Source organism: Actinomadura luzonensis (assembly GCF_022664455.2).
Taxonomy (GTDB): domain Bacteria; phylum Actinomycetota; class Actinomycetes; order Streptosporangiales; family Streptosporangiaceae; genus Nonomuraea; species Nonomuraea luzonensis.
Window position 1 is genome coordinate 993,246 of the sequence record NZ_JAKRKC020000003.1, and the last position, 24,143, is coordinate 1,017,388.

Sequence of the window (24,143 nt, forward strand, 5' to 3'; positions counted from 1 at the left end):
CGGCGAAGGGGTCCTGACGCGTTGACCTGTTTGCGCACGCGCCTTACCTTCACAAGCACGAAAGAAATAGACGACCGGTTGTCTAGGTAGTGGATCGGTCGAGGAGGAGGGTTCCCAGTGAGCGTTCAGCAGCAGCAGAAGGTGGCCATCGTGACCGGCGCGTCGCAGGGCATCGGGGCCGGCGTCGTCGCGGCGTACCGCAAGCTCGGCTACGCCGTCGTCGCCGTGTCGCGCACCATCGGCGCCTCGGACGACCCGGACGTCATCGCCGTCCGGGGCGACGTCGCCGACCGGGAGACCGCCGAGCGCGCGGTCGCCGCGGCCGTCGAGCGGTACGGCCGGGTGGACACCCTGGTCAACAACGCCGGCGTGTTCGTCGCCAAGCCGTTCACCGACTACACCGTGGACGACTACGCCGCCGTCACCGCCGTGAACCTCGACGGCTTCTTCCACATCACCCAGCTCGCCGTCGAGCGCATGCTGGAGCGGGGCGGCGGCCACGTGGTCACCATCACCACGAGCCTGGTCGACAACCCCGACTCCCGCGTCCCGTCCGTGCTGGCCTCGCTGACCAAGGGCGGCCTCCAGGCCGCCACCAGGTCCCTGGCCATCGAGTACGCCACGCGCGGCGTGCGCGTCAACGCCGTGTCGCCGGGCACGATCAAGACGCCCATGCACCCGGCGGAGACCCACGAAGCCCTCGCGGCGCTGCACCCGGTGGGCCGGATGGGCGAGCCGGGCGACATCGTGGACGCGGTCGTGTTCCTGGAGAACGCGCCGTTCGTGACCGGCGAGATCCTGCATGTCGACGGCGGCATGAGCGCGGGCCACTGACCCGGCCCCGCGGGAAGGAGGAGCCCGATGAGCAAGGAAGCCGTGCTCAGGGACGTACTCGACCGGTGGCGGGCCGGCCTGGCCGCCCACGAGCCACAGCAGGTCGCGGCCCTGTTCACCGAGGACGCGATCTTCCAGGGTCTGCGCCCCTACAGCGTCGGCCGGGACGGCGTCGCCGCCTACTACGACGCCCAGCCGCCGGGGCTGGCCGCGGCCTACCGCGTCCTGGAGATCAAGGAGCCGGCGGACGATCTCGTGCTCGGCTACCTGGCCGTGGACTTCACGTTCACCGACCGGCCCGCCCTGCACGTCAACCTCGGCGTCCTGCTGCGGCGGACGGCGGAGGGCTGGCGCATCGCCCACTACCAGGTCTCCCACCTCGACTGAATTTTCCGTAATTACGGGATCGCCACGTTTCAAACCGGGCATGTCGCAACAAAGCGCACAGGAGGCGCAATCATGGACATGAAGCTCGAAGTAGTCGTGGTACCGGTCGCCGACGTCGACCGGGCCAAGGACTTCTACACCGGACTCGGCTGGCGGCTCGACGCCGACGTCGCCACCGACGGGGACTTCCGGGTGGTGCAGGTGACCCCGCCCGGCTCGCCGGCCTCGGTCATCTTCGGCAGCTCGGTCACCGCGCAGGCGCCGGGCACGGCCCAGGGCCTGCACCTCGTCGTGGACGACATCGAGGCCGCCCACGCCGAGCTCCAGCGGCTCGGCGCCGGGCCGAGCGAGGTCTTCCACGACGCCGGCGGGGTCTTCCACCACGCCGGCACCGACGCCCGGGTGCCCGGGCCGGACCCGGAGCGCGGCAGCTACGGCTCGTTCCTGTCCTTCAGCGACCCCGACGGCAACGGCTGGGTCCTGCAGGAGGTCACCACCAGGCTCCCGGGACGCCTGGACGCCTCGGCCACCACGTTCGCCTCGGCCGCCGACCTCGCGGCCGCGCTGCGCCGGGCCGCCGCCGCGCACGGCGAGCACGAGAAGCACATCGGCGCGGAGGACCCCGACTGGCCCGACTGGTACGCCGACTACCTGGTCCGCGAGCAGACCGGCGGCGAGCCACCGGAATGAACGCCCACCCGGCCGCGCGCTGCGGGGCGGCATCGCGTCCGGCCCGGCGTCAGGAGGAGCAGGGCGGCGTGCCGGGCCAGGCCGGGTCGCGTCCCAGGTAGGCGAGCAGCCGGGCGCCGGGGGACGCGCCCGGGACGACGCGGCGCGGCGCCCCGAACCGGTGCGGCCGGTCGGCGGGCGTCACGAAGAGCCGGGCCAGGTCCAGCAGCTCGGCGGCCGTCAGCGGCGGGATCGGCCGGTGCTCGCCGCAGGCCCGCGCGATGTCCCAGCCGTGCACCGCGATCTCGATCGCGCCCACCGCGGCCACCATCGGGCTGGTCAGGTGCCGGTCGCCGATGGAGACCGGGCCGCCGCTGATCACGTTCGCCCAGGTGCCGAGCACCTCCGTCGCGTCGTCCCTGACGAGCAGGGCCAGGTCGCCGCCGCGGGCGGCCCTCCTGGCGCCGACCGGCTCGGGCACCAGGGCGACGTCGCCGGTGGCGGCCTCGTTCAGTGCCCGCAGTGAGCCGGTGACGTGCGTCAGGAGCCGCTGCAGGGTCCAGCCGGCGCACGGGGTGGGGCGGCAGAGCATGTCCGGGCTCACCACCCGCAGGCTGCCGAGGGTGTAGTCGATGGCGCGTTCCAGCAGGGCCACGCCTGCCGTCAGGGCCCGTTCCCGTTCGCCGTTCATAGGTCGCCTCCTCGTACGTGCAGACCGGCGCGGCGCGGGAAAGTCATCGGCGGGCCGTAGGCTCGGATCCGGCCGACCGCTGCCGCCCGCGCGGGTCGGGGCCGCTGCCGGTGGTGCTGGTCCGCACCCCGTACGGCAAGGACCGGCCCGACGCGCGGGGCCTGGCGCGGACGCTGGCCAGGCGCGGCATGCAGGTCGCGGGCGGGGCGTTCCCGCGCTTCGCGCGCAACCACGGCACGGGAGAGGGGGTGGCGCGGGCGGTGCGGACGCAGGTGACCCGCTTCGAGGTCTTCCACGACCCCGGGCGCCCGTCCTTCCTGACGCTGCCCGTCTTCGGCGGCTGACGCCTCCGCCGGAACCTCGCGTCGCCTGCCGGTGTAAGGGGGGCGAGGAGGTTCGATGAGACGGATCATGGTGTCGTTCGTGGCGGTCTTGGCGATCAGCGGGTGCGGGGCCGGCGCGGCGGCTCCGCGGCCGGACGCGCGGGCGTCAGGCAGGCCGCCAGGGACGAGCGCGCAGGCGTCAGGCACACCACCGGCGACGGACGCGCGGGCGACGGCGACGCCGGGCCCCACCGCCACCGTCGCGGGGGCCGGGTGCGAGGGGTCGCCGGTGCTGCAGGGCGAGGGGTTCCCCGAGGTGAAGGGCGTCGGCGAGGGCGTGGAGCTGTGGGGGCTGCTGTTCGCGGAGACCCCGTTGCGGCACGGCGCGGAAATCAAGATCGTCTGGCGGATGACCGGGGACGGCCCGCTGCGCGAGGTCCGGGCGACGCTCCCGGACGGCACCCGCGCCAAGCTCGCCTGGGGCCCGGAGGAACACGGCGGGTCGAGCTGGCACCGCCCCGGCCAGGAGTGGGGCACCGGCTTCGTCTTCCCCCGGCGCGGCTGCTGGAAGGTCGAGCTGACCCGTGACCGCGGCAGGGGTCACGCCTGGCTGCGGGTGCGGTAGCGGCCTTAAGCAGGCGGGAAGGAGACCGTAAGCTCTGCCGTCCAGGGTTGAGTCATCCCGAACGAACGACGAGAACGACGGAAGGCAGCGTTCCATGCGCAAGCTCCTGCTCCAGGTCCAGGTCAGCGCCGACGGCTACATGGCCGGCCCGAACGGCGAGATGGACTGGCTGGCCCACCCCTGGACCGCCGACCTGAACGCGCACATCAACGCGCTCACCGCGAAGGTCGACGGCATCGTGCTCGGCCGCCGGCTCGCCGAGGGCTTCATCCCGGCCTGGGCCGCCGGCCCCGAGGGCGAGGACCAGGAGTCCATCGACTGGATGAACAACACGCCCAAGGTCGTGATCTCCCGCAGCCTCACCGAGTCGCCGTGGGAGAACACGACCGTCGCCGGCGGCGACCTCGCCGCGACGATCGGCGAGCTGAAGTCCCGCGAGGGCGGCGACCTCGTCGTCTACGGCGGCGGCACCCTCGTCGCGAGCCTGGCCGAGGCGAACCTGATCGACGAGTACCACCTGTTCGTCAACCCGGTCGCGCTCGGCGGCGGCATGCCGGTGTTCCCCGGCCGCCGGGAGCTGCGCCTGGTCGCCGCCGACGCGTTCGACTGCGGCATCACGGCGCTGCACTACGAGCCGAGGCGCTGACCGGACCGGTCCTGGTCCCGGCCAGGACCGGGCGCGGGCAGGGGGAGCATGACCTCCACGGTGGTGCCCTTCCCCGGCTCGCCGGTGATGAGGCAGATCCCGCCCAGCTCCGCCGTGCGCTCGCGCATCGAGGCGAGCCCGACGCCCGCGCGGCGCTCCGGCGGCAGGCCGACGCCGTCGTCGGCGATCAGCAGGCGCAGCACCTCGGGGTCGCGGCGCAGCTCGACCCGGACGCGGGTGGCCTTCGCGTGCCGCCGGACGTTGGTCAGCGCCTCCTGCGTGATCCGGTAGACGGCCACCTCGGCGGCGGCGGGCAGGCCGGCCAGGTCGCCCTCGGCGCTCACCTCCGTGACCGGGCCGCCCGGGTCGCCGGGGCCGGCCAGCGCCGCGACGGCGGCGGCCAGGCCCAGGTCGTCCAGGGCGGGCGGGCGCAGGTCGTGGACGAGCCGGCGGATGTCGCCGGTGACCGCGTCCATGCCGGAACGCAGCTCGCGCAGCAGGTCGTCGGCCGCCTCCGGGGAGCTCTTCAGGCTGATCCTGGCCATGTTGACGGTCATCGCCATGTCGCTGAGCGTGCGGCCGAGGCCGTCGTGCAGGTCGCGGCGCAGCCGCCGCCGCTCCTCCTCGCGGGCGGCGAGGATGCGCTCGCGCGAGCGTTGCAGGTCGGCGGCCATGCGGACGGCGTGCGCCACGTCGGCCGCGTACGGGACCAGCGTGGCCAGCACCCGCTCGTCGTGCGCGGCCGGGAAGCGGCGCGGGGTGGGCGGCCCGACCAGCAGCCGCCCGACCCGCTCGCCGTGCCAGACCAGCGGCACCTCGCGCGGCGCGTCCCCGACCTGCCCGCTGACCTGCGCGCCGCCCCGCTCACCGCCGGGCACCTCGACCGCGACGCCCTGCACCGCCAGGCCCTCGCGCAGCATGCCCAGCACCGACGCCAGCGCCTGCGCGGGATCGCCCCGGCGCACCTCCCGCACCAGCCGCTCGGCCAGCAGCCGCGGATCGCCGACGGGCCCGTAGAGCAGCCGGTCGACGGCACGTTGCAACGCCCGCCGCAACGGCTGGAAGAACGCGCCGATGAACAACGCGGCGGCGAGTCCGGCGAGCTGGTGGTAGCCGGCCACCAGCAGGCTCGACACCCCGGCCACGCCGAAGTAGACCAGTCCGGCCGCGCCCGCCAGCCCGGCCGCGACGAACGTCCTGCTGATGACGGTGTCGATGCCGTACAGCCGGTACCGCATCACCGCGAACACCAGCGCGACCGGGATGAACCCGGCCCAGACCACCTGCATCCAGTACAGGCCGGGCACCGCCACGCCCACCAGCATGAACACGATGTAGCCCGCGAAGGCGAACAGCGGCCAGCCGATCTGCCGCCGTCCGGCGGGGCCGGCCCGGCGGAACCGCACCACCAGCGACGACGCCGCGAACGGCACCGTCGCCAGCACCCCCGTCCAGGCCACCGCCCCGATCATCTCGGAGTAGGGCGCGAGCGCGGGAAGCTGCAGCGGGTTCGGGATGACGGCGGGCAGCGGGTAGCCCTGGGGCGGCGGGTCGGGCCGCAGGAACTGGCGGGCCGTCTCGACGCCGACGGACACCGCGCCCAGCGCCACCACCGCCCGCCAGCGCCGCGAGGGCAGCCTGCCGTCCGGGGAGCAGAGCGGCAGCAGCACCTCCAGCGCGAGCGTGCTCGCCGCCCAGCCGGCGTGCGCCGGCAGCCGCCACACCCCCGCCCGCGCCAGGTCGCCGCCCGCCGCCGAGGCCAGCATGACCGCCTGGCACAGGTCGTGGACCGCGGCGCCGAGCCCGCCCGCGACCATCAGCCACGCCAGCGTGAGCCGGGGCCGGTGGACGACGAGGAACGCGCCGACGGCGGGGAAGGTCAGCCCGGCCACCGTGAGCGGCGACAACGTGCTCGGCGGCAGCCACTCCGGCGGCAGCCCGGCGAGGACCAGCCTCGCCGCGATCACCAGCGCCGGGCACGCCACGGCGAGGACGAGGGCGACCGCCCGGGCTGCCCACGCCATCACGCCCCCGCTCTCCGGCTCTCGTTCCCCTGCTTCCAGAGTGCCTGCGCGAACGGGGCGGAAGCGGGCCCGTTACCAACCTGGGACGCGCCCCGGTCAGCTCAGGGCGCGGTCCAGGAAGGCGGTGACGTCGTCCAGCACCTCGTCCTTGTTGGTCTCGTTGAACACCTCGTGCCGCGCCCCCGGGTAGACGCGCTCGGTGAGGTCCGTGCCGCGCACCGCCTCGATGCCCGCCCGGCTCGGCCCGAGCGGCACCAGCGGGTCGTCCTCGCCGTGCACCCACAGGGTGGGCAGCGCGCCGAAGCTGCCGCCCTTGGCGATCGCGGCCAGGCAGGCGGCGAACGCCTCCAGCGTGGCCCGCTTGAACGGCCCGTGCCACACCAGCGGGTCGGCCGCGTAGGCGGCGCCCACGGACGGGTCGCGGGAGAGCGTGGCCGGGTCGATGGGGATGTCGGGCAGCTCGTCGAGGGCCAGCAGCGCGGGCACCGCCTCCCACTCCCCGATCACCGGCCCGGACAGCACGAGCGCGGCCAGGCCGGCGCCGTACCGCTGGGCGTACCGGGCGGCGATCATGCCGCCCATCGAGTGACCGACCACCACGACCGGGACGCCGGGATGCGCGGCCCTGGCCCGCTCCTCGACCGTGTGCACGTCGGTGACGACGTCCTCGAAGTCCTCGATGAGCACCCGCTCGCCCGCCGACCTGCCGTGCCCGGCGTGGTCGACGCCGTAGACGGCCGCGCCGTGGCGCACCAGCCGGTCGGCGACGTGCTCGTAGCGGCCCACGTGCTCGCCGTAGCCGTGGATCAGCAGGACGACGTAACGGGGGTCGTCGTGGGGCCACTCACGGACGACGCTCGCGCCGCGCACGCCGGCGAAGACGTGCTCGCGGGACTCGGCCATGCTCATACCTCCCTCGGAACTGCGGTGAGCGTACGTCGGCGGCCCGGCCCCCACAACCACGCCGTACGCTGGAAGGCGATGATCCCGCTGCCGATGAGGGAGATCGCGCCCGGCGCGGTGCACGTGCCGGGCTGGCTGAGCCTGGACGAGCAGCGCCGCCTCGTCGTGGCCTGCCGCGAGTGGGCCAGGGGCCCGGTGCCGATGCGGCACACCCGGCTGCCCGGCGGCGGCGTGATGTCGGTGCAGACGGTGTGCGTGGGCTGGCACTGGCAGCCCTACCGCTACACGCGCCTGGCCCACGACGTCAACGGCCGCAAGGTCGCCGACTTCCCCGGCTGGCTCGCCGACCTGGGCCGCCGCGCGGTCGCCGAGGCGTACCACCGCCCGGCCGACGACTACGCCCCCGACACCGCGCTGGTCAACTTCTACGACGACCAGGCCCGCATGGGCATGCACCAGGACAAGGACGAGCGGTCACCCGCCCCGGTGGTCTCGCTCAGCATCGGCGACACCTGCGTGTTCCGCTTCGGCAACACCGAGACGCGCGGGAAGCCGTACACGGACGTGGAGCTGGCCTCGGGCGATCTGTTCGTGTTCGGCGGCCCGTCGCGGCTGGCCTACCACGGCGTGCTCAAGGTGCTCCCCGGCACGGGCGACCCCACGACGGGCCTCGCCGCCGGCCGGCTCAACCTCACGCTCCGGGTCACCGGCCTCCGGTGACGTAGTCGAAGTCGTCGTCGGAGAGCGTGCGCCGCAGCGTGCGCAGCACCTTGGCCGGGTCGTCGCCGGGCTGCTCCAGGTAGAACGGCCGGCCCTCGCGGCCGAACGTGATCACCGAGCCGCCCTCCCACTTGCCGAGCGCGTCGGCCACCGGCGCGAAGTCCTCGTGCGGCTCGAAGCCCAGCGTGCGGGCGTGGTCCACGGAGCCCAGCACCAGGTGCCTGGCCAGCTCGTACGGGGCCTCCTGCCAGCCCGCGTACTCGCCGAAGAAGTATTCGCGGAAGCGGGCCAGCTCGCGGTCGTCCATGATCTGCGGGCCGATGGCGTTGCGCACGCCGAGGCAGTAGACGTCGGCCAGGTAGCCGCAGACCTCCGTCCGGTCCCAGGAGTGGCGGCGGGCGACGAGCACGCACACCATGCCGTCGGCGCCGGACTCCGGGGCCGCGTCGCTCCAGCCGAGCGCCGGGTCCACGCCGAGGCCGGCGCTCCAGCCGACGTTGATCCAGCACCCGACCACCTCGTGCGTCCCGCCGCCGGTGGTCTCCGCGGCGATCTCCCGCACCAGCGGCGCCACGACGGACGGCGGCACCTTGAGCGTGCGGGCGATCTCCTTGGGAGAGCGGCCCTGTGCGCGCAGTTCGCGTACCTGGTCCTTCAATTCCGCTTTGTCCACCCGGGCAGCCTAGCCGTTCCCCTCCGTCAGCCGCCGCAGCAGCCAGGCGAGCGCGAGCGGATAGCGGTACTCGATGCCGCCGTGCCCCGCGTCGAACAGCTCGAAGTACACCCGCTCGTCCGGGACGCCCGCCGCCTCCACCGCCCGCCGGAACGCGACCGCGCCGAAGTCGAGGAAGTACTCGTCGCGGCTGCCCGCGTCGATCCAGATGGCCCGCATCGAGCGCAGCGCCTCGGCGTGGCCGGGCTCGCCGGCCATCACCACCGGGTCGCGCGCCAGCCAGCGCGCCCACACCTCCGGCACGGGCGCGCCGGTGTCGTCGAACGGCAACCGCACCGTGCCGTCCTCCTCCGCCGAGTACGCCGCCGCGTAGGCGTACATCTCCAGCAGCTCCAGGTCGCCCTCACGGGTGCCGGCCAGCCGGGAGCGGAAGTCGGCGAGGAACTTGTCGTAGGAGCCGTCGTACTGGTCGCGCAGCCGCCGGGCCAGCCCCGGGAACGCGTACCGCATGCTGACCTCGAACAACGCGTCGCCCGCGTGCGTGGCCAGGGCGCCGAACACGTGCGGGGCGAGCATCGCGGTCACCATCGCGCCGTAGCCGCCGCTGGACTTGCCGGTGACCGCGCGGTGGTCGCGGCCGGCGATCGTGCGGTAGCGGGCGTCCACCCACGGCACGACCTCCTCGCACAGGTACGAGTGGTAGCGGCCGGTCGCGGGCGAGTCGAGGTACTGGCTGCCGCCGAGCGCGGTCCAGGCGTCCACGTACACGACGATCGCGGGCGGCGCCTCCCCCGCCGCGAACATCGCGTCGGCCAGCTCCGGGTACGGCTGCCGGAACGGCGCCCGGTTGAGCCACATCGCGACGTGGCCGGTGTAGCCGAGCAGCACGTACACGGTGGGGTAGCGGCGCGCGGGCTCGTCGTCGTAGCCGGGCGGGACGTACACCAGCAGCGGCCGCTCGTGCGGGTCGCCGAGCGGGTTGCCGCGCAGCAGCTCGCTGTCGATCACGTGGTGGTCCAGGCGGCCGGCCAGTTCGGCGGACCAGGGCAGCATACGACGCTCCTTCGGGATGCACACAGGGCGGTCAGACTGAGGGAGTCACCGTGTCGACGCCCGCCTGGGTGACGGCGCGCCCGGAGACCAGGACGAGCACCGGATCGCGCAGGTCGGAGACGCGCTGCAGCGGGTCGCCCCGCACCGCGATCAGGTCGGCCCGCTTGCCGGCCTCCACGCTGCCGGTCACCGCGCCTGCCCCGCAGGCGTCGGCGGCCCGGACGGTGGCCATCTCGATGATCTCCGCGTTGCCGAACCCGGCGTGCGCGAACACCTCCAGCCCCGCCACGTAGCCGTCGGTGCGGTTGGCCACGCCCGCCGCCGCGAAGCCGGAGTCGGTGCCCGCGATGAGCCGCACCCCGGCGTCCCGCATCGCGACGACCCCGTGCAGCCAGGTGTCGAGCATCTCCGCGCCGAACGTGTCGCGCAGCCGCCAGAACACCCCGTGCACGGTCGGGCAGACGTACGTGCCGCTCGCCGCGACCAGCTCGGCCAGCTCGGCGTCGTAGCGGTGGCCGGCGGCGGTGAGGAACGAGCAGTGCTCGATGGTGGTCACGCCCGCCTCGACCGCGCTGCGGATCGCGGCGTGCGCGTGGGCGTGCGCGGCGACGCCCTTGCCGCGCACCGCCGCCTCCTCGACGACGGCCCTGATCTGCTCCGTCGAGTACTGGCGGCTCCAGCTCGGCGGCGCGCCCGGCGTCATCTGGCCGCCGGAGGCCATGATCTTGAGGCAGTCGGCGCCGGCGCGCAGGTTCTCCCGCGCGACCCGGCGGATGGCGGGCAGGTCGTCGGCCTCGCCGCCCATGTACCAGCAGTGGCCGCCGGTGAGCGTGATGGGCCTGGTGGCGGCGATCAGGTGCGGCCCGACGGCCAGCCCCTCCTCGATCGCGTCGCGCAGCGCCAGGTCGAGGAAGCCGCGCGCGCCGAGGTCGCGGGCCGTGGTGACGCCGGCGGAGACGAGCTTGCGCGCGTTCTCGGCCATGCGTAACAGCAGGTGGTGATCGCTCTCCTGGCTGCGCCGCGTCACCGGGTCGACCTTGTCGTCGAAGCCCAGGTGCACGTGCGCGTCGATGAGCCCCGGCAGGACGGTGCAGCCGGGCAGGTCGAGGACGTCGCCGTCCTCGCCCGAGCTGCCGCGCGGCCCGACGTGGACGATCGTGGCCCCGTCGACGGCCACCTCGCCGTCCGGGATCACCTCTCCCTGGCGGCCGGTGAGCACCTTCGCGGCACGGAGGATCCGCATGACCCCCACCCTGCCACAGCGGGCCTTAAGGGCACAGGAAGGCGATCGTAAGAGGGGCGGGAGACAGTGGTCACATCGAGCCGCACCCACGGAGGTCACCATGAACAGCCCCACCGCCGAGTACACCATCATCCGCGACTTCGCCGCCCCCCGCGCCCTGGTGTGGGCCGCCTGGACCGAGCCGGAGCGCTTCGCCCGCTGGTTCGGCCCCCGCACGATGGCCACGCCGCTCGGCCGGATCACCCTGGACACCGTGCCCGGCGGGGTCTGGCGGGTCACGCTGGTCGGCGAGGAGGGGTTCGAGGCGACGCTCGACGGCCGCTACCGCGAGGTGCGCGCGCCCGGCCGGCTCGTCTTCACCACCGGCGACCCGGACGCCCCCGGCGACGGCCCCGCGTCGGTCGTCACGCTGGAGCTGACCGAGGCCGGCGGCCGCACCGAGATGCGCTTCCACCAGTACGGCGTCAACACCGACGCCGAGCACGCCGAGCAGGCGCGGGCGGGCTGGATCGAGTTCTTCGACCGCCTGGCCGAGCACGTCGAGGACGCCCGGACGGCCGAGCACGTCGAGGACGCCAGGACGGCCGAGCCCGGCGTCGCTACAGCAGGTCGGTGACCTCGTCGAGCTTGCGGGCCGCGCCCTCGGCGTAGGCGGCCTCGTACGCGGCCGCGCCGATGCCCTCGCGCACCCGCGCCGCGATCCGGTCGAACTCGGCCTGGTCCGACGGCCCGGCCGGGATGCCGAGCCGTTCCCTGGTCGCCGCGACCAGCCCCAGCAGCCGCGCCGCCTTCGCGCTCGCCCCCGAGGCCGAGGCCGCGCCGACCACCGCGAACGCCACCGTGCGCGGGTCGCCGACCCGGCGTCCCGTGACGATGGCCTCCTCGTGCAGGGCCAGGGCGGCGGCCGGGTCGCCGCGCAGCTCCGCCACGTGGCCCAGCTCGACCAGGCAGTCCGGCAGGTGCAGGGGCGGCTCGACGTCCGGGTCGCGCGGCACGCCCTCCAGGAGGCGGAGCAGGTGCTTCTCGGCCAGGTCGAGCCGGCCGGCGCGGCGGGCGGCGAAGGCGAGGCCCATCTCGCCCATGCTCTCGCCCTCCTTGTAGCCCTGCTCGGCGGCCATCCTGCGGGCGCGCTCGCACAGCTCCATGGCCCGGTCGTACGCGCCGGACTCCAGTTCGAGCCAGCCCAGCCAGGCGAGGTGCGTCGCGACCTCCGGCCACAGCCCGAGGTCCTCGGCCATCCGCAGCCCCTCGCCGAACAGCCGGCCCGCGCGCTCGGCGTCGCCCGCCATCTGGGCCGCCGAGGCCAGCCACTCCGTGGCGCGCAGCAGGCCCCAGCGGTCGCCCAGCTCGGCGAAGATGCGGGCGCTCTGCCCGGCGCAGCGTTCCAGGGCCTCGTGGTCGCGCAGGGTGAAGGCGTCCCTGGCCTGGCGGGCGAGCGCCGCCGCCTCCCCCCACCGGTCGCCGAGGGCGCGGAAGGACCCGAGGACGCGGGCGTTCAGCTCCTGCCCGGTCGGCATGTCCCTGACGTGCAGGGCCACGAACAGCTCGGCCCTCGCCCGCTGTCCCGGGTCGGCGACGGCCGCGAGCACCGGCCGCCAGTCGGCCTCCTCGCCCAGCATCATCGCGAACCCCGCGTGCCAGGCCGCCGCCCGCGCCCGCGCCGGGCTGTCCTCGCCCGGCACCGCCAGGGCGGCCGCCAGCGAGCGCCGGCCCTCGGCCAGCCGGCCGCGCAGGAACCAGTACCAGGCCAGCGCGTTCACCAGCCTGGCCGCGCGCTCGGCGTCCGCGCGGGCGACGGCGGTGTCGAGGGCGGCGCGCATGTTCGCGGCCTCGGCGTCCAGGCGCGTCAGCCGGTCGCGCTGCTCGTGGCCGTACAGGCCGGGCTCGGACTCCTCGGCCAGCGCCAGGTAGTGGCGCAGGTGGGCGCGGCGGACCTGGTCGAGCTCGCCCGCCTCCGACAGCCGGGCCACGCAGTACGCCGACACCGACTCCAGCAGCCGGTACCTGACGCCGGCCGGGGACTCGGCGACGACCACGAGCGAGCGGTCCACGAGGCGGGGCAGCACGTCCAGCACGTCGCAGTCCGGCTCCCCGGGCCCCGTGCTCTCGGACACCGTGCGTTCGGACACCGCCTCCGCCGCCTCCAGGGTGCAGCCCTCGGCGTGCACCGCCAGCCGCCGCAGCACCCGGCGCTCCTCGTCCGCGAGCAGGTCCCAGCTCCAGTCGATCACCGCGGTCAGCGTCTGCTGGCGGGCCGGGGCGCCGCGCTGCCCGGCCGCCAGCAGCCGGAAGCGGTCGTCGAGCCGGGACACCACGCCGTGCACGCCGAGCGCCCGCACCCGGGTCGCGGCCAGCTCCAGCGCCAGCGGGATGCCGTCCAGGCGGCGGCAGATCTGCGCCACGGCCTGCGCGTTGCCGGCCTCCAGCGCGAAGCCGCGGGCGGAGGCGGCGGCGCGGGCCACGAACAGCCGGACCGCGTCCGAGCGCGCCATCGCCGCCAGGTCGGTGCTCGACGGGACCTCCAGCGGGGGGACGTTCCACAACGTCTCGCCGTCCACGGCCAGCGGCTCCCTGCTGGTGGCGAGGACGCGCAGGTGCGGGCAGCAGCGCAGCAGCAGCTCGGCCAGCTCGGCGACCTCCTCGACGACGTGCTCGCAGTTGTCGAGGACGAGCAGGGCGCGGCGCTCCCTGAGCGCTTCGGCGAGCTGCCCGGCGACGTCGGCGGAGTCGGCGCCCTCGCGAATGTCCAGCGCGGCCATGACGGCCTCGGCCGGCGTCCGCGACCCCGCCCGCTCCCGCCCGCCCCCGCCCTTGCCCGCCCCGTGCGGCCCGCTGTGCGCCGCCCCGTCCGGCCCGCCTCGCGCCGCCCCGTCCGGCCCGCCTCGCGCCGTCCCGTCCGGCCCGCGCTGGGCGGCCTGCGCCGTCCTGTGCAGCCCTGTCTGGACGGCCTGATCCAGCTCGACCAGCCAGACGCCGTCGGGCGCGCTCTCCAGGAGCCGGTCGGCCGCCGCCAGCGCCAGCCGGGTCTTGCCGACCCCGCCGCTGCCGGTGAGCGTGACCAGCCGCTCCTCCTCCAGCAGGCCGCACACCTCGGCCAGGGCCTCGTCCCGGCCGATGAGCTTGCTGACGGCGGCGGGCAGGTTCGTCCTGGGCCGCCCGGCCGGGACGCTCAGCGACGGGTCCTGCTCCAGGATCGCCTGGTGCAGCGCCACGAGCTCCGGCCCCGGGTCGAGCCCGAGCTCGTCGGCCAGCCGCTCGCGCAGCTCGGCGTAGCCGGCCAGCGCCTCGCTCTGCCGGCCCACCCGGTACAGGGCGCGCATGTGCACGGCGCGCAGCCGTTCCCTGAGCGGGTGCCGGGCCACCAGGTCGCCCAGCTCCCCCACCAGCAGCGCGTGCTCGCCCAGCTCCAGCCGGGCCTCGGCGTGCTGCTCCAGCGCCGACAGCCGCTGCTCCTCCAGGCGCAGGATCGCCGTGCGGGTGTACTCCTCGTCGGCGAAGTCCGCGTACGCCGGACCGCGCCACAGCGCCAGGGCTTCCCCCAGCAGTCCCGCCCTGGTCCGCGGGCTCCCGGCGGCCTCGGCGCGGGCCAGCAGCTCGGCGAACCGGACGGCGTCCACGGCCCCGGCGTCGGGCCGCAGCAGGTAGCCGGGGGCGCGGGAGACCACCAGGTTCTTGCCGCCCGCCTCGGCGTCCTCCAGGGCCTTGCGGAGCTGGGACACCCGCACCTGCAGCGCGGCGGCCGGGTTGCCCGGCGGCTCCTCGCCCCACAGGTCGTCCACCAGCCGGTCCACCGAGACCGGGTGGCCGTCGTGGACGAGCAGGTCCACGAGGAGCGCCCGCACCTTCAGCCCGGGGACGGTGACGGCCTCCCCGGCGTCGGTCCACACGGCCAGCGGGCCCAGCACACCAAAACGCATGTTCGACACCCTATGCGCGCCCCCACCCGCCCGCGCCCCCTCGTCCCCCGATCCACAGGCGTGGGTACGGCCCCTCGATCCACAGGCACGCGCGCCCCCGCCCGCGCCCCCTCCCGTCCTCCAAGGCGACGGAGAGGGGCGAGCGAGGCAGAGAGGACGGGGATCCGAGGAACAGGCCCCCGCCCCCTCCCCAAAGGCAACGGAGAGGAACGAGCAAGGGAGAGGGAACGAAGACCCGAGGGGCAGGCCCCCCACCCCTCCCGTCCTCAGCCCGAAGGCGACGGAGAGGGGACGAAGGTCAGGGGGTGGGCGGGGTGGGCGGGGCCTTGCGGGCGGAGCCGCGGTAGCGGGTGGCGTCGTAGCGCCGTTCGTTGTCGGCCAGCTTGTCCAGGGCCGCCGCCATCAGGTCCACGCCCAGGACGTCGGCGAGCCGCACCAGGTAGAGGGTCACGTCCCCCAGCTCGGTCCGCATCCGGGCCAGCGCCTCCGGCCCGGGGTCGGCGGATTCGGCGGCGGTGAGCCACTGGAACTCGGCCACCAGCTCCCCCACCTCGCCCGCCAGCGCCATCGCCAGGTTCTTCGGCGTGTGGAACTGCTCCCAGTCCCGTTCGCGGGCGAACGCGCGCAGGCGTCCGGCGAGGTGTTCCAGGTCCGTCGTCACGCCGCACGACCTTACCGAGGTCCCGCCGGTATCTTGCTGCGCGTGAACGGAGTCGAGTTGTTCCTGCTGGGCCGGACCCTGATGAAGATCGGCGAGGAGGCGATGCCGGCCGAGGGCATCGGCGAGCACTCGACGAGCCTGCGTACCGTCCTGATCGTGATCAGCGACCTGCGCGGCCACCCGGACACCACGGTCGGCGAGATCGCGGCCCGTACCGGCCTGCCGCAGAGCGCGGTGTCGGCGGCGGTGGCGCGGCTGCGGTCGGCGGGCGCGGTGCTGGCCGAGACCGATCCCCGCGACCGCCGCCGGACGATCATCCGCGAGGCCCCGGAGGTGTCCGACCGGGTGTCCCGGGTGCGTGACACGCCGATCGACGACGCCTTGGCCGCCGCGCTCGGCACGGACGACCGCGAGCGCGTCCGCGAGACCGTCGAGGCGCTGGAGGAGCTGGCCGACCGCCTGGTCCCCGGCCTCCGCCGCTGATTCCATCAGACTTGATACATCAAATCAGATGAATTACGGTGTTCCCATGAGCGCGAACACCCTCACCATCCCCGCCGGCGTCCTGTACTACGAGATCCAGGGCACCGGCCCCCTCCTGCTGATCTCGCAGAGCGGCGAGGGCGACGCCGGCCGCACCGCCGACCTCGTCCGCCACCTCGCCGACGCCTGGACGGTGATCACCTACGACCGCCGCGGCCTCGGCCGCAGCACCGTCCCCGCGACGACCGTGAGCGTCAGTGAGCACGCCGACGACGTCCACCGCCTCCTCGCCCACCTCACCCGCGAGCCCGTCGCCATGCTCGGCCAGAGTCTCGGCGCCGCCATCGGGCTGCACCTGGCCGCCGCGCACCCCGGGCAGCTCAGCCTGCTCATCGCGCACGAGCCCGTCTCGCCGTGGCTGCTCCCCGAGCCCGAGCGCGCCCGGCACCGCGCCGAGCTGGCCGCGCTCCGCGACCTCTACCTCGCCGCCGGCCTGCCCGCCGCGATCAAGGAGATCGCCCGCGTGCTCGGCATCACCGCCGGCGACGCCGAGCCGGACCTGACCCCGCACCCCATGGACGCCGCGCGCGAGGCCGGCTTCGACTTCTTCATCCGCCACGACTTCCAGGCCGTCATCGACGACCCCGGCCCGGGCGACCTGTCCGCCTGCCCCGTCCCGATGATCCCGGCGGCCGGCGAGCGCACCCCGCCGGACGTCTTCGACGCCCGGTGCGCCGCCGAGCTGTCGAAACTTACGGGCACCGGGCTCCTGAAGTTTCCGGGCGGTCACAACGGCAACCTCAGCCACCCCCGCGCCTACGCCGCCCGCCTCCGCGACGTGCTCGCCGCCCGCCCGGCCCCTATTGGGTCGACTCCTTGAGCAGCCACCGCAGCCGCTCCACCAGCTCACCGTCACCGGACACGGTCAGACCTTCCGTGCCCTGCCGCCCCCACGCCCAGAGCAGCACGTCCTGCGGCGCCCCCGCCACCGTCGCCGCCGCCGTCGCCGCCACCGCCCCCGCCTCGGCCGCGCGCTCGCCGCGCGCGACCTCGACCCCGGCGGGCGTGGCCCGCACCAGCCAGCGCTCCTCCCCCGCCACCACGGCGACCGGCCGCCCGTCGGCCTTGGCCAGCCCGTCGCCGAACTCAGCGGCGTACTTGCCGGTCTCGAAGGCCAGCATCACCACCAGGATCTCGTCGATGCCGTCGAGCGCCAGGTCCTCGGGCACCGGCGAGACGGGCAGGCCGGCGGCCAGCTCGGCGTCCACCCGGTGCACCACGCTCTCCAGCGCCATCCTGCGCGCCCAGAAGCCGACCGTCTGATCGGGGTCGTACCAGGTGAAGACCGCCTCCCCGGGCTCGCGGGCGGCCAGCTCGCCGCGCAGCTCCGCACAGGCCCGGTCGAGGTAGCGGACCGGCCCGGCGGGATCGGGCGGCGGCGGCCACGGCTCGGGCGGCGCGCCGCGCCGCAGGATCTCCGCCTTGTGCAGGTAGACCTCGGCGACGTGGCTCACCAGATCGGCGAGCGTCCACCCGGGACAGGCGGGCACCGGCACGCCCGGCCCGGCCGCCTCGGCCGCCGCCCGCAGCCGTTCGTACTCCTGCTCCAGCAGCGCCAGGTGACGCGGGAAACTCAGCACACCCCATCCAAACACACGATCGAAAGATCGCGGACATGGTCCTCATCCGCTCCTGAGCGCGCCCGGGCGGCGGGGTCAGGTGTGGCGGGCGGTGCTCTCGCGGACGATGAGCTCGGTGGCCAGCTCCACGCGCTTGGTCTCGGGGACCTCGCCGCGTCCCATGGCCAGCACCGTACGGGTGGCCAGCGCCGCCATCTCCTGCAGCGGCTGCCGGACGGTGGTGAGCGGCGGCCAGGCGGACTTGGCGAGGGGCAGGTCGTCGAAGCCGACGACGCTCAGGTCCTCGGGCACCCGCAGCCCGCGCTGCCGGGCGGCCTCGAAGACCCCGAACGCCATTAAATCGCTGCCGGCGAAGATCGCGGTCGGCGGGTCGGCCAGGTCGAGCAGCGCGTGGCCCTCGTCGTGGCCTGAGTCGACCAGGAAGGTGCCGCGGCGGACCAGCTCGGGCACGAGCGGCACCCCGGCGGTCTCCAGGGCGGCGCGGTAGCCGTCGATGCGGGCCTGGCTGCAGAGCATGTCGGCGGGGCCGCTGATCATGCCGATGCGGCGGTGGCCCAGCTCCAGCAGGTGGCGGGTGGCGGCCAGGCCGCCGTTCCAGTTGGTGGCGCCGACCGAGATCACGCCGGGGGCGGGCTCGCCCTCCGGGTCGACCACGGCGAACGGCAGCGAGCGCGCGCTGAGCTGCGCCTGGATGCCGGTGGACAGCCGTGAGGCGACGATCACCACGCCGTCGGTGCGGCGGGCGGCCAGGCGTTCGAGCCAGTCGCGGCCCGGCCCGGCGTGGGTGTGCAGGACCGAGATGACGACGCTGGCCCCGGCCTCGTGGGCGGCGCTCTCCGCGCCTCTGACGATCTCCATGGCCCACGGCGACTCGATCTCGGCGAACACCAGGTCGATCAGCCCCGCCGGGGAGTCGTCCTGGCTGACGCGGCGCTGGTAGCCGTGCTCCTGCAGCAGCCGCTCCACCTTGTGGCGGGTGGCCGGCGCTACTTCCGGGCGCCCGTTGATGACCTTCGAGACCGTGGGGATCGAGACCCCGGCCTCCTCCGCGATCAGTGCGATCGTGACCCGCCTCTTCGCTGACACGATCGGGAGTGTATCCGAAAGTTTCGGTTTGGCGTCGCTCCGAGCCGGGGTGTTGACGCTTTACATGCCGTTTACCTAAGCTCCGCACAAAGAAAATATCGGGGGTTTCACGAAACTTTCGTTCCACCAAGCTCGGCAAGCACGCCCGCCAGAGAAGGGACCCCTTGGATGAAACGCAGTTTGGTGTTGATCGCGACCGCGGTGCTCGTGGCCGGCTGTGGCAGCAGCGGAGGCGGCGGCACCGCGACCTCCGGGTCCAGTCAGGGCGCGGCGCCGGCGAAGGTCACCCTGGAGTGGTGGCACCTGTCGACCGCCGAGCCGCTGAAGACCCTCTGGGCACAGCGGGCCAAGGAGTTCATGGCCCAGAACCCCAACGTCACGATCAAGGCGACGGTCCTGGAGAACGACGCCTACAAGGCGAAGCTCACCACCATCACGCAGTCGGGCAAGGCCCCCGACATCTTCGCCACCTGGGGTGGCGGCGTCCTGAAGCAGCAGATCGACGCGGGCCTGGTCAAGGACCTCACCGGTGAGGTCGGCGACGTCCTGCCCACCTTCACCACCGCGTCGCTGGCCGCCTACCAGTTCGACGGCAAGACCTACGGCCTGCCGACCGACATCGGCATGGTCGGGTTCTGGTACAACAAGAAGCTCTTCAGCAAGGCCGGCATCACGCAGCCGCCCGCCACCTGGGCGGAGTTCCTCGACGACGTCAAGAAGCTCAAGTCCGCGGGCGTCACCCCCATCGCCCTGGCCGGCAAGGAGAAGTGGCCCGGCCACTACTACTGGGCCTACCTCGCCATGCGCATCGCCGGTCTCGACGCGCTCAAGAAGGCGGCGGTGGACAAGAACTTCAACACTCCCGACTTCATCGCGGCCGGGCAGCAGGTCAAGGCCCTCGCCGACCTCCAGCCGTTCCAGAAGGGCTTCCTCGGGGCGTCGTACTCGACCCCTGACGGCCAGTCGGCCACGGTGAGCAACGGCAAGGCCGCCATGGAGCTGATGGGCCAGTGGGCGCCGGCCGTGCAGAAGGACTCGGGCAAGGGCCTCGGCGACGACCTCGGCTTCTTCCCGTTCCCGACGGTCGAGGGCGGCAAGGGCTCGGCCACGGACGTGTTCGGCGGCGGCGGCGGGCTGGCCGTCGGCGCGGACGCCCCGAAGGAGGCCCTGCAGTTCGTCAAGTTCATGACCGAGATGGGCAACCACTCCAAGGCCGTCGAGGCCGGCGGCGTGCTGCCGGTGCTGAAGGGCGAGGAGAGCGCGGTCAAGGACCCGAACCTCAAGCAGGTGGCCACGGCCCTGGCCGGCGCGACCGGGTTCCAGCTCTACCTGGACCAGGCCTACCCGCCCGCCGTCGGCCAGCAGGTCAACGACAGCGTGGCCGAGCTGATCGGCGGCAGCAAGACGCCTGAGCAGGTCGTCCAGGCGGTGACCGAAGTGGCCAAGAGCGAAGAATGACGACACTGACCCGAGGGCCGGAAGCGGTCAAGCTTCCGGCCCCCGCCCCTGCCGTCAAGCGACGCGGCCGCTGGCTGACGATCACCCTGTTCGTCCTGCCCGCTCTGGTGCTGTTCCTGCTGCTGGTCGTGGCGCCCATCCTGGTCGCCTTCTACGCCAGCGTGTTCCGCTGGAACGGCTTCGGCGGCCTGCCCACCAACTACATCGGCTTCGACAACTTCACCCGGCTGTTCGGCACCGAGATCTTCACCAGGGACCTGTGGCACCTGCTCGTGCTGGTCGTGTTCTCGGTGTGCGTGCAGCTGCCGTTCTCGCTGGCCGTGGCGCTGCTGCTGAACCAGCGCATCCGCGGCCGGGCGCTGTACCGGCTGGTGTTCTTCGCGCCGTACGTGCTGTCCGAGGTGATCACCGGTGTGCTGTTCTCGCTGATCCTCTCGCCCGGCACGGGCATGGCCAACCAGCTTCTCGGCGTGTTCGGCATCAACTCCGACTGGCTGGCCGACCCGGACACCGTGATGCCGTCGCTGTTCCTGGTCATGACGTGGAAGTACTTCGGCTTCCACATGATGATCTACCTGGCCGGCCGGCAGAACATCCCCAACGAGCTGGTCGAGGCCGCCCAGATCGACGGGGCGAACAGCTGGAAGACCTTCCGGCACATCACGCTGCCGCTGCTCGGGCCGACGATCCGGATCAGCGTCTTCCTGTCCGTCATCTACACGATCCAGCTCTTCGACCTGGTCTGGATCCTCACCCAGGGCGGCCCGGCGCACTCGTCGGAGACGATGGCCGTGACCATGTTCGAGTACGGCTTCAAGCGCTCCCAGGTCGGCTACGCCAGCGCGATCAGCGTCGTGATGTTCGTGCTGAGCCTCGTCTTCGCCCTCGTCTACCAGCGGTTCGTCATGCGCCGTGACCTGGAGGGCGCGACCACCAGCATCGGAGGCCGCACATGACCACGCTCGCCACGAGGGGGCACGGCAAGAAGCCCAGGCCGCGGCGCAACACGTTGCCGCTGCACGCCGTCGCGTGGATCGTCGGGGCGTTCATCCTCATTCCCGTGCTGTACGCCGTCCTGGGCGGTTTCAAGCGCAACAGCGAGCTGTCGGAGAACCCGTTCGGGCTGCCCACCTCGTGGGTGACCGGCAACTACACCGACGTGCTCGCCTCGCACTCGTTCTGGCTGCAGCTCTGGAACAGCACCTTCATCGCGGTCAGCACCACCGTGCTCACGGTCGGGGTGGCGGCGCTCGCCGGGTTCGTCTTCGCCCGGTTCGCCTTCCGGGGCAGGGAGGTGCTGTTCACGTTGTTCACGGCGGGGCTGATGTTCCCGTTCGCGGTGGCCATCCTGCCGATCTTCGTGCTGCTGCGCACGCTCGGCCTGCTCGGCAACCCGCTCGGGGTCATCCTCGTGCAGGCGGCCTTCGGCCTGCCGTTGACGATCATCATCCTGCGCGGCTTCTTCCGCAGCATCCCGGGCGAGATCGAGGAGGCCGCGATCATCGACGGCTGCAGCCCGTTCGGGTTCTTCTGGCGGATCCTGCTGCCCATGGCCAAGCCGGCCGTCGCCACCGTCTCGGTGCTGGCGATCGTGGGGAGCTGGAACAACTTCATGCTGCCGCTGGTGGTCTTCACGGAGGAGGCCAACTGGACGCTGCCGCTCGGCATCCAGCAGTTCCAGGGCCAGTACGCCTCCGACACCGCCCGCATCCTCGCCTACCTCGTTCTGGCCATGGTCCCTGCGCTCGGGTTCTACGCCGTGGCGGAACGTCACCTGGTCGGCGGGCTCACCGCCGGCGCAACGAAGGGATGACCTCTCACATGCTGCATGTGTCCGGAACCCACCTCGTCACGGACGACGACACACCGGTACGGCTCCGGGGGGTGGGCCTCGGGGGCTGGATGAACATGGAGAACTTCATCACCGGCTATCCCGCGAACGAGTCCGCCATGCGCGAGGCCGTGTGCGGCGTGCTCGGCGAGGAGCGGGCGGAGCTGTTCTTCGACCGCCTGCTGAGCTCGTTCTTCACCGAGCGGGACGCCGACCTGCTGGCCGGTCTCGGCATGAACTGCGTGCGCATCCCGATCAACTACCGCCACTGGGAGTCCGACGACCGTCCCTTCGAGATCGACCCGCGCGGCTTCCGCCACCTCGACCGGGTGATCGGCCTGCTCGGCGAGCGCGGCATCTACAGCGTCATCGACCTGCACGCGCTGCCGGGCTCGCAGAACCAGCACTGGCACTCCGACAACCCCACCCACGTGGCGTCGTTCTGGCGGCACCGCCACTTCCAGGACCGGGTGGTGCACCTGTGGGAGGTCCTCGCCGACCACTACCGGGACAACCCGTGGGTGGCCGGCTACAACCCGGCCAACGAGCCCGGGGACGTCAGCGGCCGGGTGGTCGGCCCCTTCTACGACCGCCTGGTCAAGGCGGTGCGGGCCGCCGACCCGCACCACATCCTGTTCCTGGACGGCAACACCTACGCCACCGACTTCTCGATATTTCGTGAGATGTACGAGAACACGGTGTTCGTCATGCACGACTACGCCCTGGCCGGTTTCGCGCACGGCGGCCCCTACCCCGGTCACACCCGCGGCGAGTGGTGCGACCGCGACGAGCTGGAGCGGACGTTCGCCCGGCGCTCGCAGTTCCAGCGCGAGACCGGCACGCCGCTGTGGGTGGGCGAGTTCGGGCCGGTCTACACCGGCGATCCGGACAAGGACGCCCAGCGCTACCAGATCCTGCGCGACCAGCTCGCGATCTACGACGCGCAGGGGGTGGGCTGGTCGCTGTGGACGTACAAGGACGTGGGGCTGCAGGGGCTGGTGCACGCGGCGGGGCCGTACCTGGAGAGGTTCGGCGGCTTCATGGACAAGAAGCGGCGGCTCGGCGCGGACCGCTGGGGCTCGACCATGGAGGAGGTCGCGGACGTGCTCGCGCCGCTGCACGAGCTGATCGAGCGCGAGTTCCCGTCCTGGGACCCCTACCCGTGGGGGGCCCGCTACCAGAGCGACGACCTGATCCGGCACATCCTGTTCGCGCAGGCGCTGCTGCCGGAGTACGCCGAGTTGTTCCGCGGCCTGGACGACGACGAGCTGGCCGCCCTCGCCGACTCGTTCCTGCTGGAGCGGTGCGTGCGCCGCGAACCACTGCTGGAGCTCCTGGCGGACAACCTCTCACGGTGACAACGACCACACCGTGAACCCATAGACAGGCTGACGGAAGGCTGCCCTAATTTAGGTGAGGCTTTCCTCAGAACCTATGGGAGTGTCCGTGTTCGCCAGTTATCTCATCGGACTGCGCGAGGGCCTGGAGGCGACGCTCGTCGTCTCGGTCCTCGTCGCGTTCCTCGTCAAAAGCGATCGCAGGGACAAGCTCCCCCAGGTCTGGGCCGGCGTGGGCGCCGCCGTCGCGCTGTCGGTGGCGTTCGGGGCGCTGCTGACCTTCACGGCGGCCCACCTGGAGTACCAGGGGCAGGAGCTGTTCGAGTCGATCACCTCCCTGCTGGCCGTCGGCTTCGTCACCTGGATGATCTTCTGGATGCGGCGGACGTCCCGCGCCCTCTCCGGCGAGCTGCGCGGCAGGCTGACCGACGCGCTCGCGATGGGCTGGCTCGCCGTGGTCGTCATGGCGTTCCTCGCGGTCGCCAGGGAGGGCCTGGAGACCGCCCTGCTCTTCTTCGCCTCCGCGCAGGGCGCCGCCACGACCACCGCGCCGCTGATCGGCATCACGCTGGGCGTGCTCACCTCCGTGGCGCTCGGCTACGGCCTCTACCGCAGCGCCATCAGGATCAACCTGACCAAGTTCTTCACCTGGACGGGGCTGCTGCTCATCCTGGTCGCCGCCGGCATCTTCAAGTACGGCGTGCACGACCTCCAGGAGGCCGGCGTGCTGCCCGGCCTGACCAGCCAGGCCTTCGACCTGAGCGCCGCCCTGCCGGCCGACTCCTGGTACGGGGCGCTGCTGGCCGGGATGCTCAACATCACCCCGCAGCCCAGCGTCGCCGAGGTCGTCGCCTGGGCCGTCTACCTGCTGCCCGTCCTCTTCCTCTTCCTCCGCCCCCAGCGGGTCGCCGCGCCTGCCGCGGCCTGAACAGGAGCACC

The 24,143-nt window shown here is 73.3% G+C and carries 25 protein-coding genes; 15 read left to right on the plus strand and 10 right to left on the minus strand.

Annotation, left to right across the window (positions count from 1 at the left end; genetic code table 11):
* Window positions 1-117 precede the first annotated feature (117 nt).
* The 3 genes from MF672_RS49635 to MF672_RS49645 all read left to right on the plus strand — a co-directional run bounded on the left by MF672_RS49635 (window position 118) and on the right by MF672_RS49645 (window position 1,911).
* The gene (locus MF672_RS49635) at window positions 118-834 is read left to right on the plus strand and encodes an SDR family NAD(P)-dependent oxidoreductase (protein WP_242373048.1); all 717 of its coding nucleotides are present in this window, start codon (window positions 118-120) and stop codon (window positions 832-834) included.
* Window positions 835-861: 27 nt separating this feature from the next.
* Window positions 862-1,221, plus strand: a complete 360-nt coding sequence (locus tag MF672_RS49640) for an SgcJ/EcaC family oxidoreductase (RefSeq protein ID WP_242373049.1) — start codon at window positions 862-864, stop codon at window positions 1,219-1,221.
* A gap of 78 nt (window positions 1,222-1,299) precedes the next feature.
* Entirely contained in the window at window positions 1,300-1,911 is a 612-nt protein-coding gene (locus MF672_RS49645; protein WP_242373050.1) for a VOC family protein, read from the plus strand.
* A gap of 49 nt (window positions 1,912-1,960) precedes the next feature.
* Here MF672_RS49645 and MF672_RS49650 read toward each other — a convergent pair whose 3' ends face one another.
* The gene (locus MF672_RS49650) at window positions 1,961-2,581 is read right to left on the minus strand and encodes a TIGR03086 family metal-binding protein (protein WP_242373051.1); all 621 of its coding nucleotides are present in this window, start codon (window positions 2,579-2,581) and stop codon (window positions 1,961-1,963) included.
* Window positions 2,582-2,694: 113 nt separating this feature from the next.
* Between MF672_RS49650 and MF672_RS49655 the strand changes: the two genes are divergently transcribed.
* From MF672_RS49655 to MF672_RS49665, 3 genes are all read left to right on the plus strand, one after another.
* The gene (locus MF672_RS49655; protein WP_242373052.1) at window positions 2,695-2,925 is read left to right on the plus strand and encodes a hypothetical protein; all 231 of its coding nucleotides are present in this window, start codon (window positions 2,695-2,697) and stop codon (window positions 2,923-2,925) included.
* A gap of 55 nt (window positions 2,926-2,980) precedes the next feature.
* Window positions 2,981-3,529: a hypothetical protein gene (locus MF672_RS49660; protein WP_242373053.1), complete on the plus strand. Its 549-nt coding sequence runs from the start codon at window positions 2,981-2,983 to the stop codon at window positions 3,527-3,529.
* A 94-nt stretch (window positions 3,530-3,623) separates the two neighbouring features.
* Complete coding sequence (locus MF672_RS49665; protein ID WP_242373054.1) at window positions 3,624-4,175, plus strand: dihydrofolate reductase family protein; 552 nt, start codon at window positions 3,624-3,626, stop codon at window positions 4,173-4,175.
* On the opposite strand, the gene MF672_RS49670 is transcribed toward MF672_RS49665, so the two are convergent.
* Both MF672_RS49670 and MF672_RS49675 read right to left on the minus strand, forming a co-directional pair.
* On the minus strand, window positions 4,157-6,199 hold the full coding sequence (locus MF672_RS49670) for a sensor histidine kinase (RefSeq protein WP_242373055.1): 2,043 nt from the start codon (window positions 6,197-6,199) through the stop codon (window positions 4,157-4,159). The two genes, MF672_RS49665 and MF672_RS49670, sit on opposite strands and share 19 nt — an antisense overlap.
* Window positions 6,200-6,295: 96 nt before the next feature.
* A complete protein-coding gene (locus tag MF672_RS49675; protein WP_242373057.1) occupies window positions 6,296-7,102 on the minus strand; it encodes an alpha/beta fold hydrolase in 807 nt (268 codons plus the stop codon).
* A gap of 78 nt (window positions 7,103-7,180) precedes the next feature.
* Between MF672_RS49675 and MF672_RS49680 the strand changes: the two genes are divergently transcribed.
* On the plus strand, window positions 7,181-7,822 hold the full coding sequence (locus MF672_RS49680; protein WP_242373140.1) for an alpha-ketoglutarate-dependent dioxygenase AlkB family protein: 642 nt from the start codon (window positions 7,181-7,183) through the stop codon (window positions 7,820-7,822).
* Here MF672_RS49680 and MF672_RS49685 read toward each other — a convergent pair.
* The 3 genes from MF672_RS49685 to MF672_RS49695 are packed head-to-tail and all read right to left on the minus strand — an operon-like array spanning window position 7,806 to window position 10,791.
* Window positions 7,806-8,495 carry a helix-turn-helix domain-containing protein gene (locus tag MF672_RS49685; RefSeq protein WP_242373058.1) on the minus strand — a complete coding sequence of 230 codons (690 nt, stop codon included), beginning with the start codon at window positions 8,493-8,495 and terminating at the stop codon, window positions 7,806-7,808. The two genes, MF672_RS49680 and MF672_RS49685, sit on opposite strands and share 17 nt — an antisense overlap.
* A 9-nt stretch (window positions 8,496-8,504) precedes the next feature.
* Entirely contained in the window at window positions 8,505-9,548 is a 1,044-nt protein-coding gene (locus MF672_RS49690; protein WP_242373059.1) for an alpha/beta hydrolase, read from the minus strand.
* A gap of 31 nt (window positions 9,549-9,579) precedes the next feature.
* Window positions 9,580-10,791, minus strand: coding sequence for an amidohydrolase family protein (locus MF672_RS49695; RefSeq protein ID WP_242373060.1), 1,212 nt, complete (start codon window positions 10,789-10,791; stop codon window positions 9,580-9,582).
* Window positions 10,792-10,891: 100 nt separating this feature from the next.
* Here MF672_RS49695 and MF672_RS49700 point away from each other — a divergent pair, with 100 nt between their 5' ends.
* Window positions 10,892-11,407, plus strand: a complete 516-nt coding sequence (locus tag MF672_RS49700; RefSeq protein ID WP_242373061.1) for an SRPBCC family protein — start codon at window positions 10,892-10,894, stop codon at window positions 11,405-11,407.
* Here the strand turns inward: MF672_RS49700 and MF672_RS49705 are convergent.
* Entirely contained in the window at window positions 11,391-14,708 is a 3,318-nt protein-coding gene (locus tag MF672_RS49705; RefSeq protein ID WP_242373062.1) for an AfsR/SARP family transcriptional regulator, read from the minus strand. The genes MF672_RS49700 and MF672_RS49705 overlap by 17 nt on opposite strands.
* 298 nt (window positions 14,709-15,006) lie before the next feature.
* Entirely contained in the window at window positions 15,007-15,369 is a 363-nt protein-coding gene (locus MF672_RS49710) for a nucleotide pyrophosphohydrolase (protein WP_242373063.1), read from the minus strand.
* Between the two features lie 42 nt (window positions 15,370-15,411).
* On the opposite strand from MF672_RS49710, the gene MF672_RS49715 reads away from it, so the two are divergent.
* Together MF672_RS49715 and MF672_RS49720 are read left to right on the plus strand one after the other, a co-directional pair.
* Complete coding sequence (locus tag MF672_RS49715; RefSeq protein ID WP_242373064.1) at window positions 15,412-15,852, plus strand: MarR family winged helix-turn-helix transcriptional regulator; 441 nt, start codon at window positions 15,412-15,414, stop codon at window positions 15,850-15,852.
* 46 nt (window positions 15,853-15,898) lie between these two features.
* On the plus strand, window positions 15,899-16,732 hold the full coding sequence (locus MF672_RS49720; RefSeq protein ID WP_242373065.1) for an alpha/beta fold hydrolase: 834 nt from the start codon (window positions 15,899-15,901) through the stop codon (window positions 16,730-16,732).
* On the opposite strand, the gene MF672_RS49725 is transcribed toward MF672_RS49720, so the two are convergent.
* On the minus strand, window positions 16,713-17,492 hold the full coding sequence (locus MF672_RS49725) for a maleylpyruvate isomerase N-terminal domain-containing protein (RefSeq protein WP_242373066.1): 780 nt from the start codon (window positions 17,490-17,492) through the stop codon (window positions 16,713-16,715). The two genes, MF672_RS49720 and MF672_RS49725, sit on opposite strands and share 20 nt — an antisense overlap.
* A gap of 75 nt (window positions 17,493-17,567) precedes the next feature.
* The gene (locus MF672_RS49730; RefSeq protein WP_242373067.1) at window positions 17,568-18,578 is read right to left on the minus strand and encodes a LacI family DNA-binding transcriptional regulator; all 1,011 of its coding nucleotides are present in this window, start codon (window positions 18,576-18,578) and stop codon (window positions 17,568-17,570) included.
* A gap of 168 nt (window positions 18,579-18,746) precedes the next feature.
* Between MF672_RS49730 and MF672_RS49735 the strand changes: the two genes are divergently transcribed.
* From MF672_RS49735 to efeU, 5 genes are all read left to right on the plus strand, one after another.
* Window positions 18,747-20,036: an extracellular solute-binding protein gene (locus MF672_RS49735; protein ID WP_242373068.1), complete on the plus strand. Its 1,290-nt coding sequence runs from the start codon at window positions 18,747-18,749 to the stop codon at window positions 20,034-20,036.
* Entirely contained in the window at window positions 20,033-20,992 is a 960-nt protein-coding gene (locus MF672_RS49740; protein ID WP_242373070.1) for a carbohydrate ABC transporter permease, read from the plus strand. The genes MF672_RS49735 and MF672_RS49740 overlap by 4 nt, the downstream gene beginning before the upstream one ends.
* Window positions 20,989-21,849: a carbohydrate ABC transporter permease gene (locus MF672_RS49745; protein ID WP_242373072.1), complete on the plus strand. Its 861-nt coding sequence runs from the start codon at window positions 20,989-20,991 to the stop codon at window positions 21,847-21,849. The genes MF672_RS49740 and MF672_RS49745 overlap by 4 nt, the downstream gene beginning before the upstream one ends.
* An 8-nt stretch (window positions 21,850-21,857) precedes the next feature.
* Window positions 21,858-23,225, plus strand: a complete 1,368-nt coding sequence (locus tag MF672_RS49750) for a glycoside hydrolase family 5 protein (RefSeq protein ID WP_242373073.1) — start codon at window positions 21,858-21,860, stop codon at window positions 23,223-23,225.
* An 88-nt stretch (window positions 23,226-23,313) separates the two neighbouring features.
* Entirely contained in the window at window positions 23,314-24,132 is an 819-nt protein-coding gene (efeU, locus tag MF672_RS49755; protein ID WP_242373074.1) for an iron uptake transporter permease EfeU, read from the plus strand.
* Window positions 24,133-24,143 lie beyond the last annotated feature (11 nt).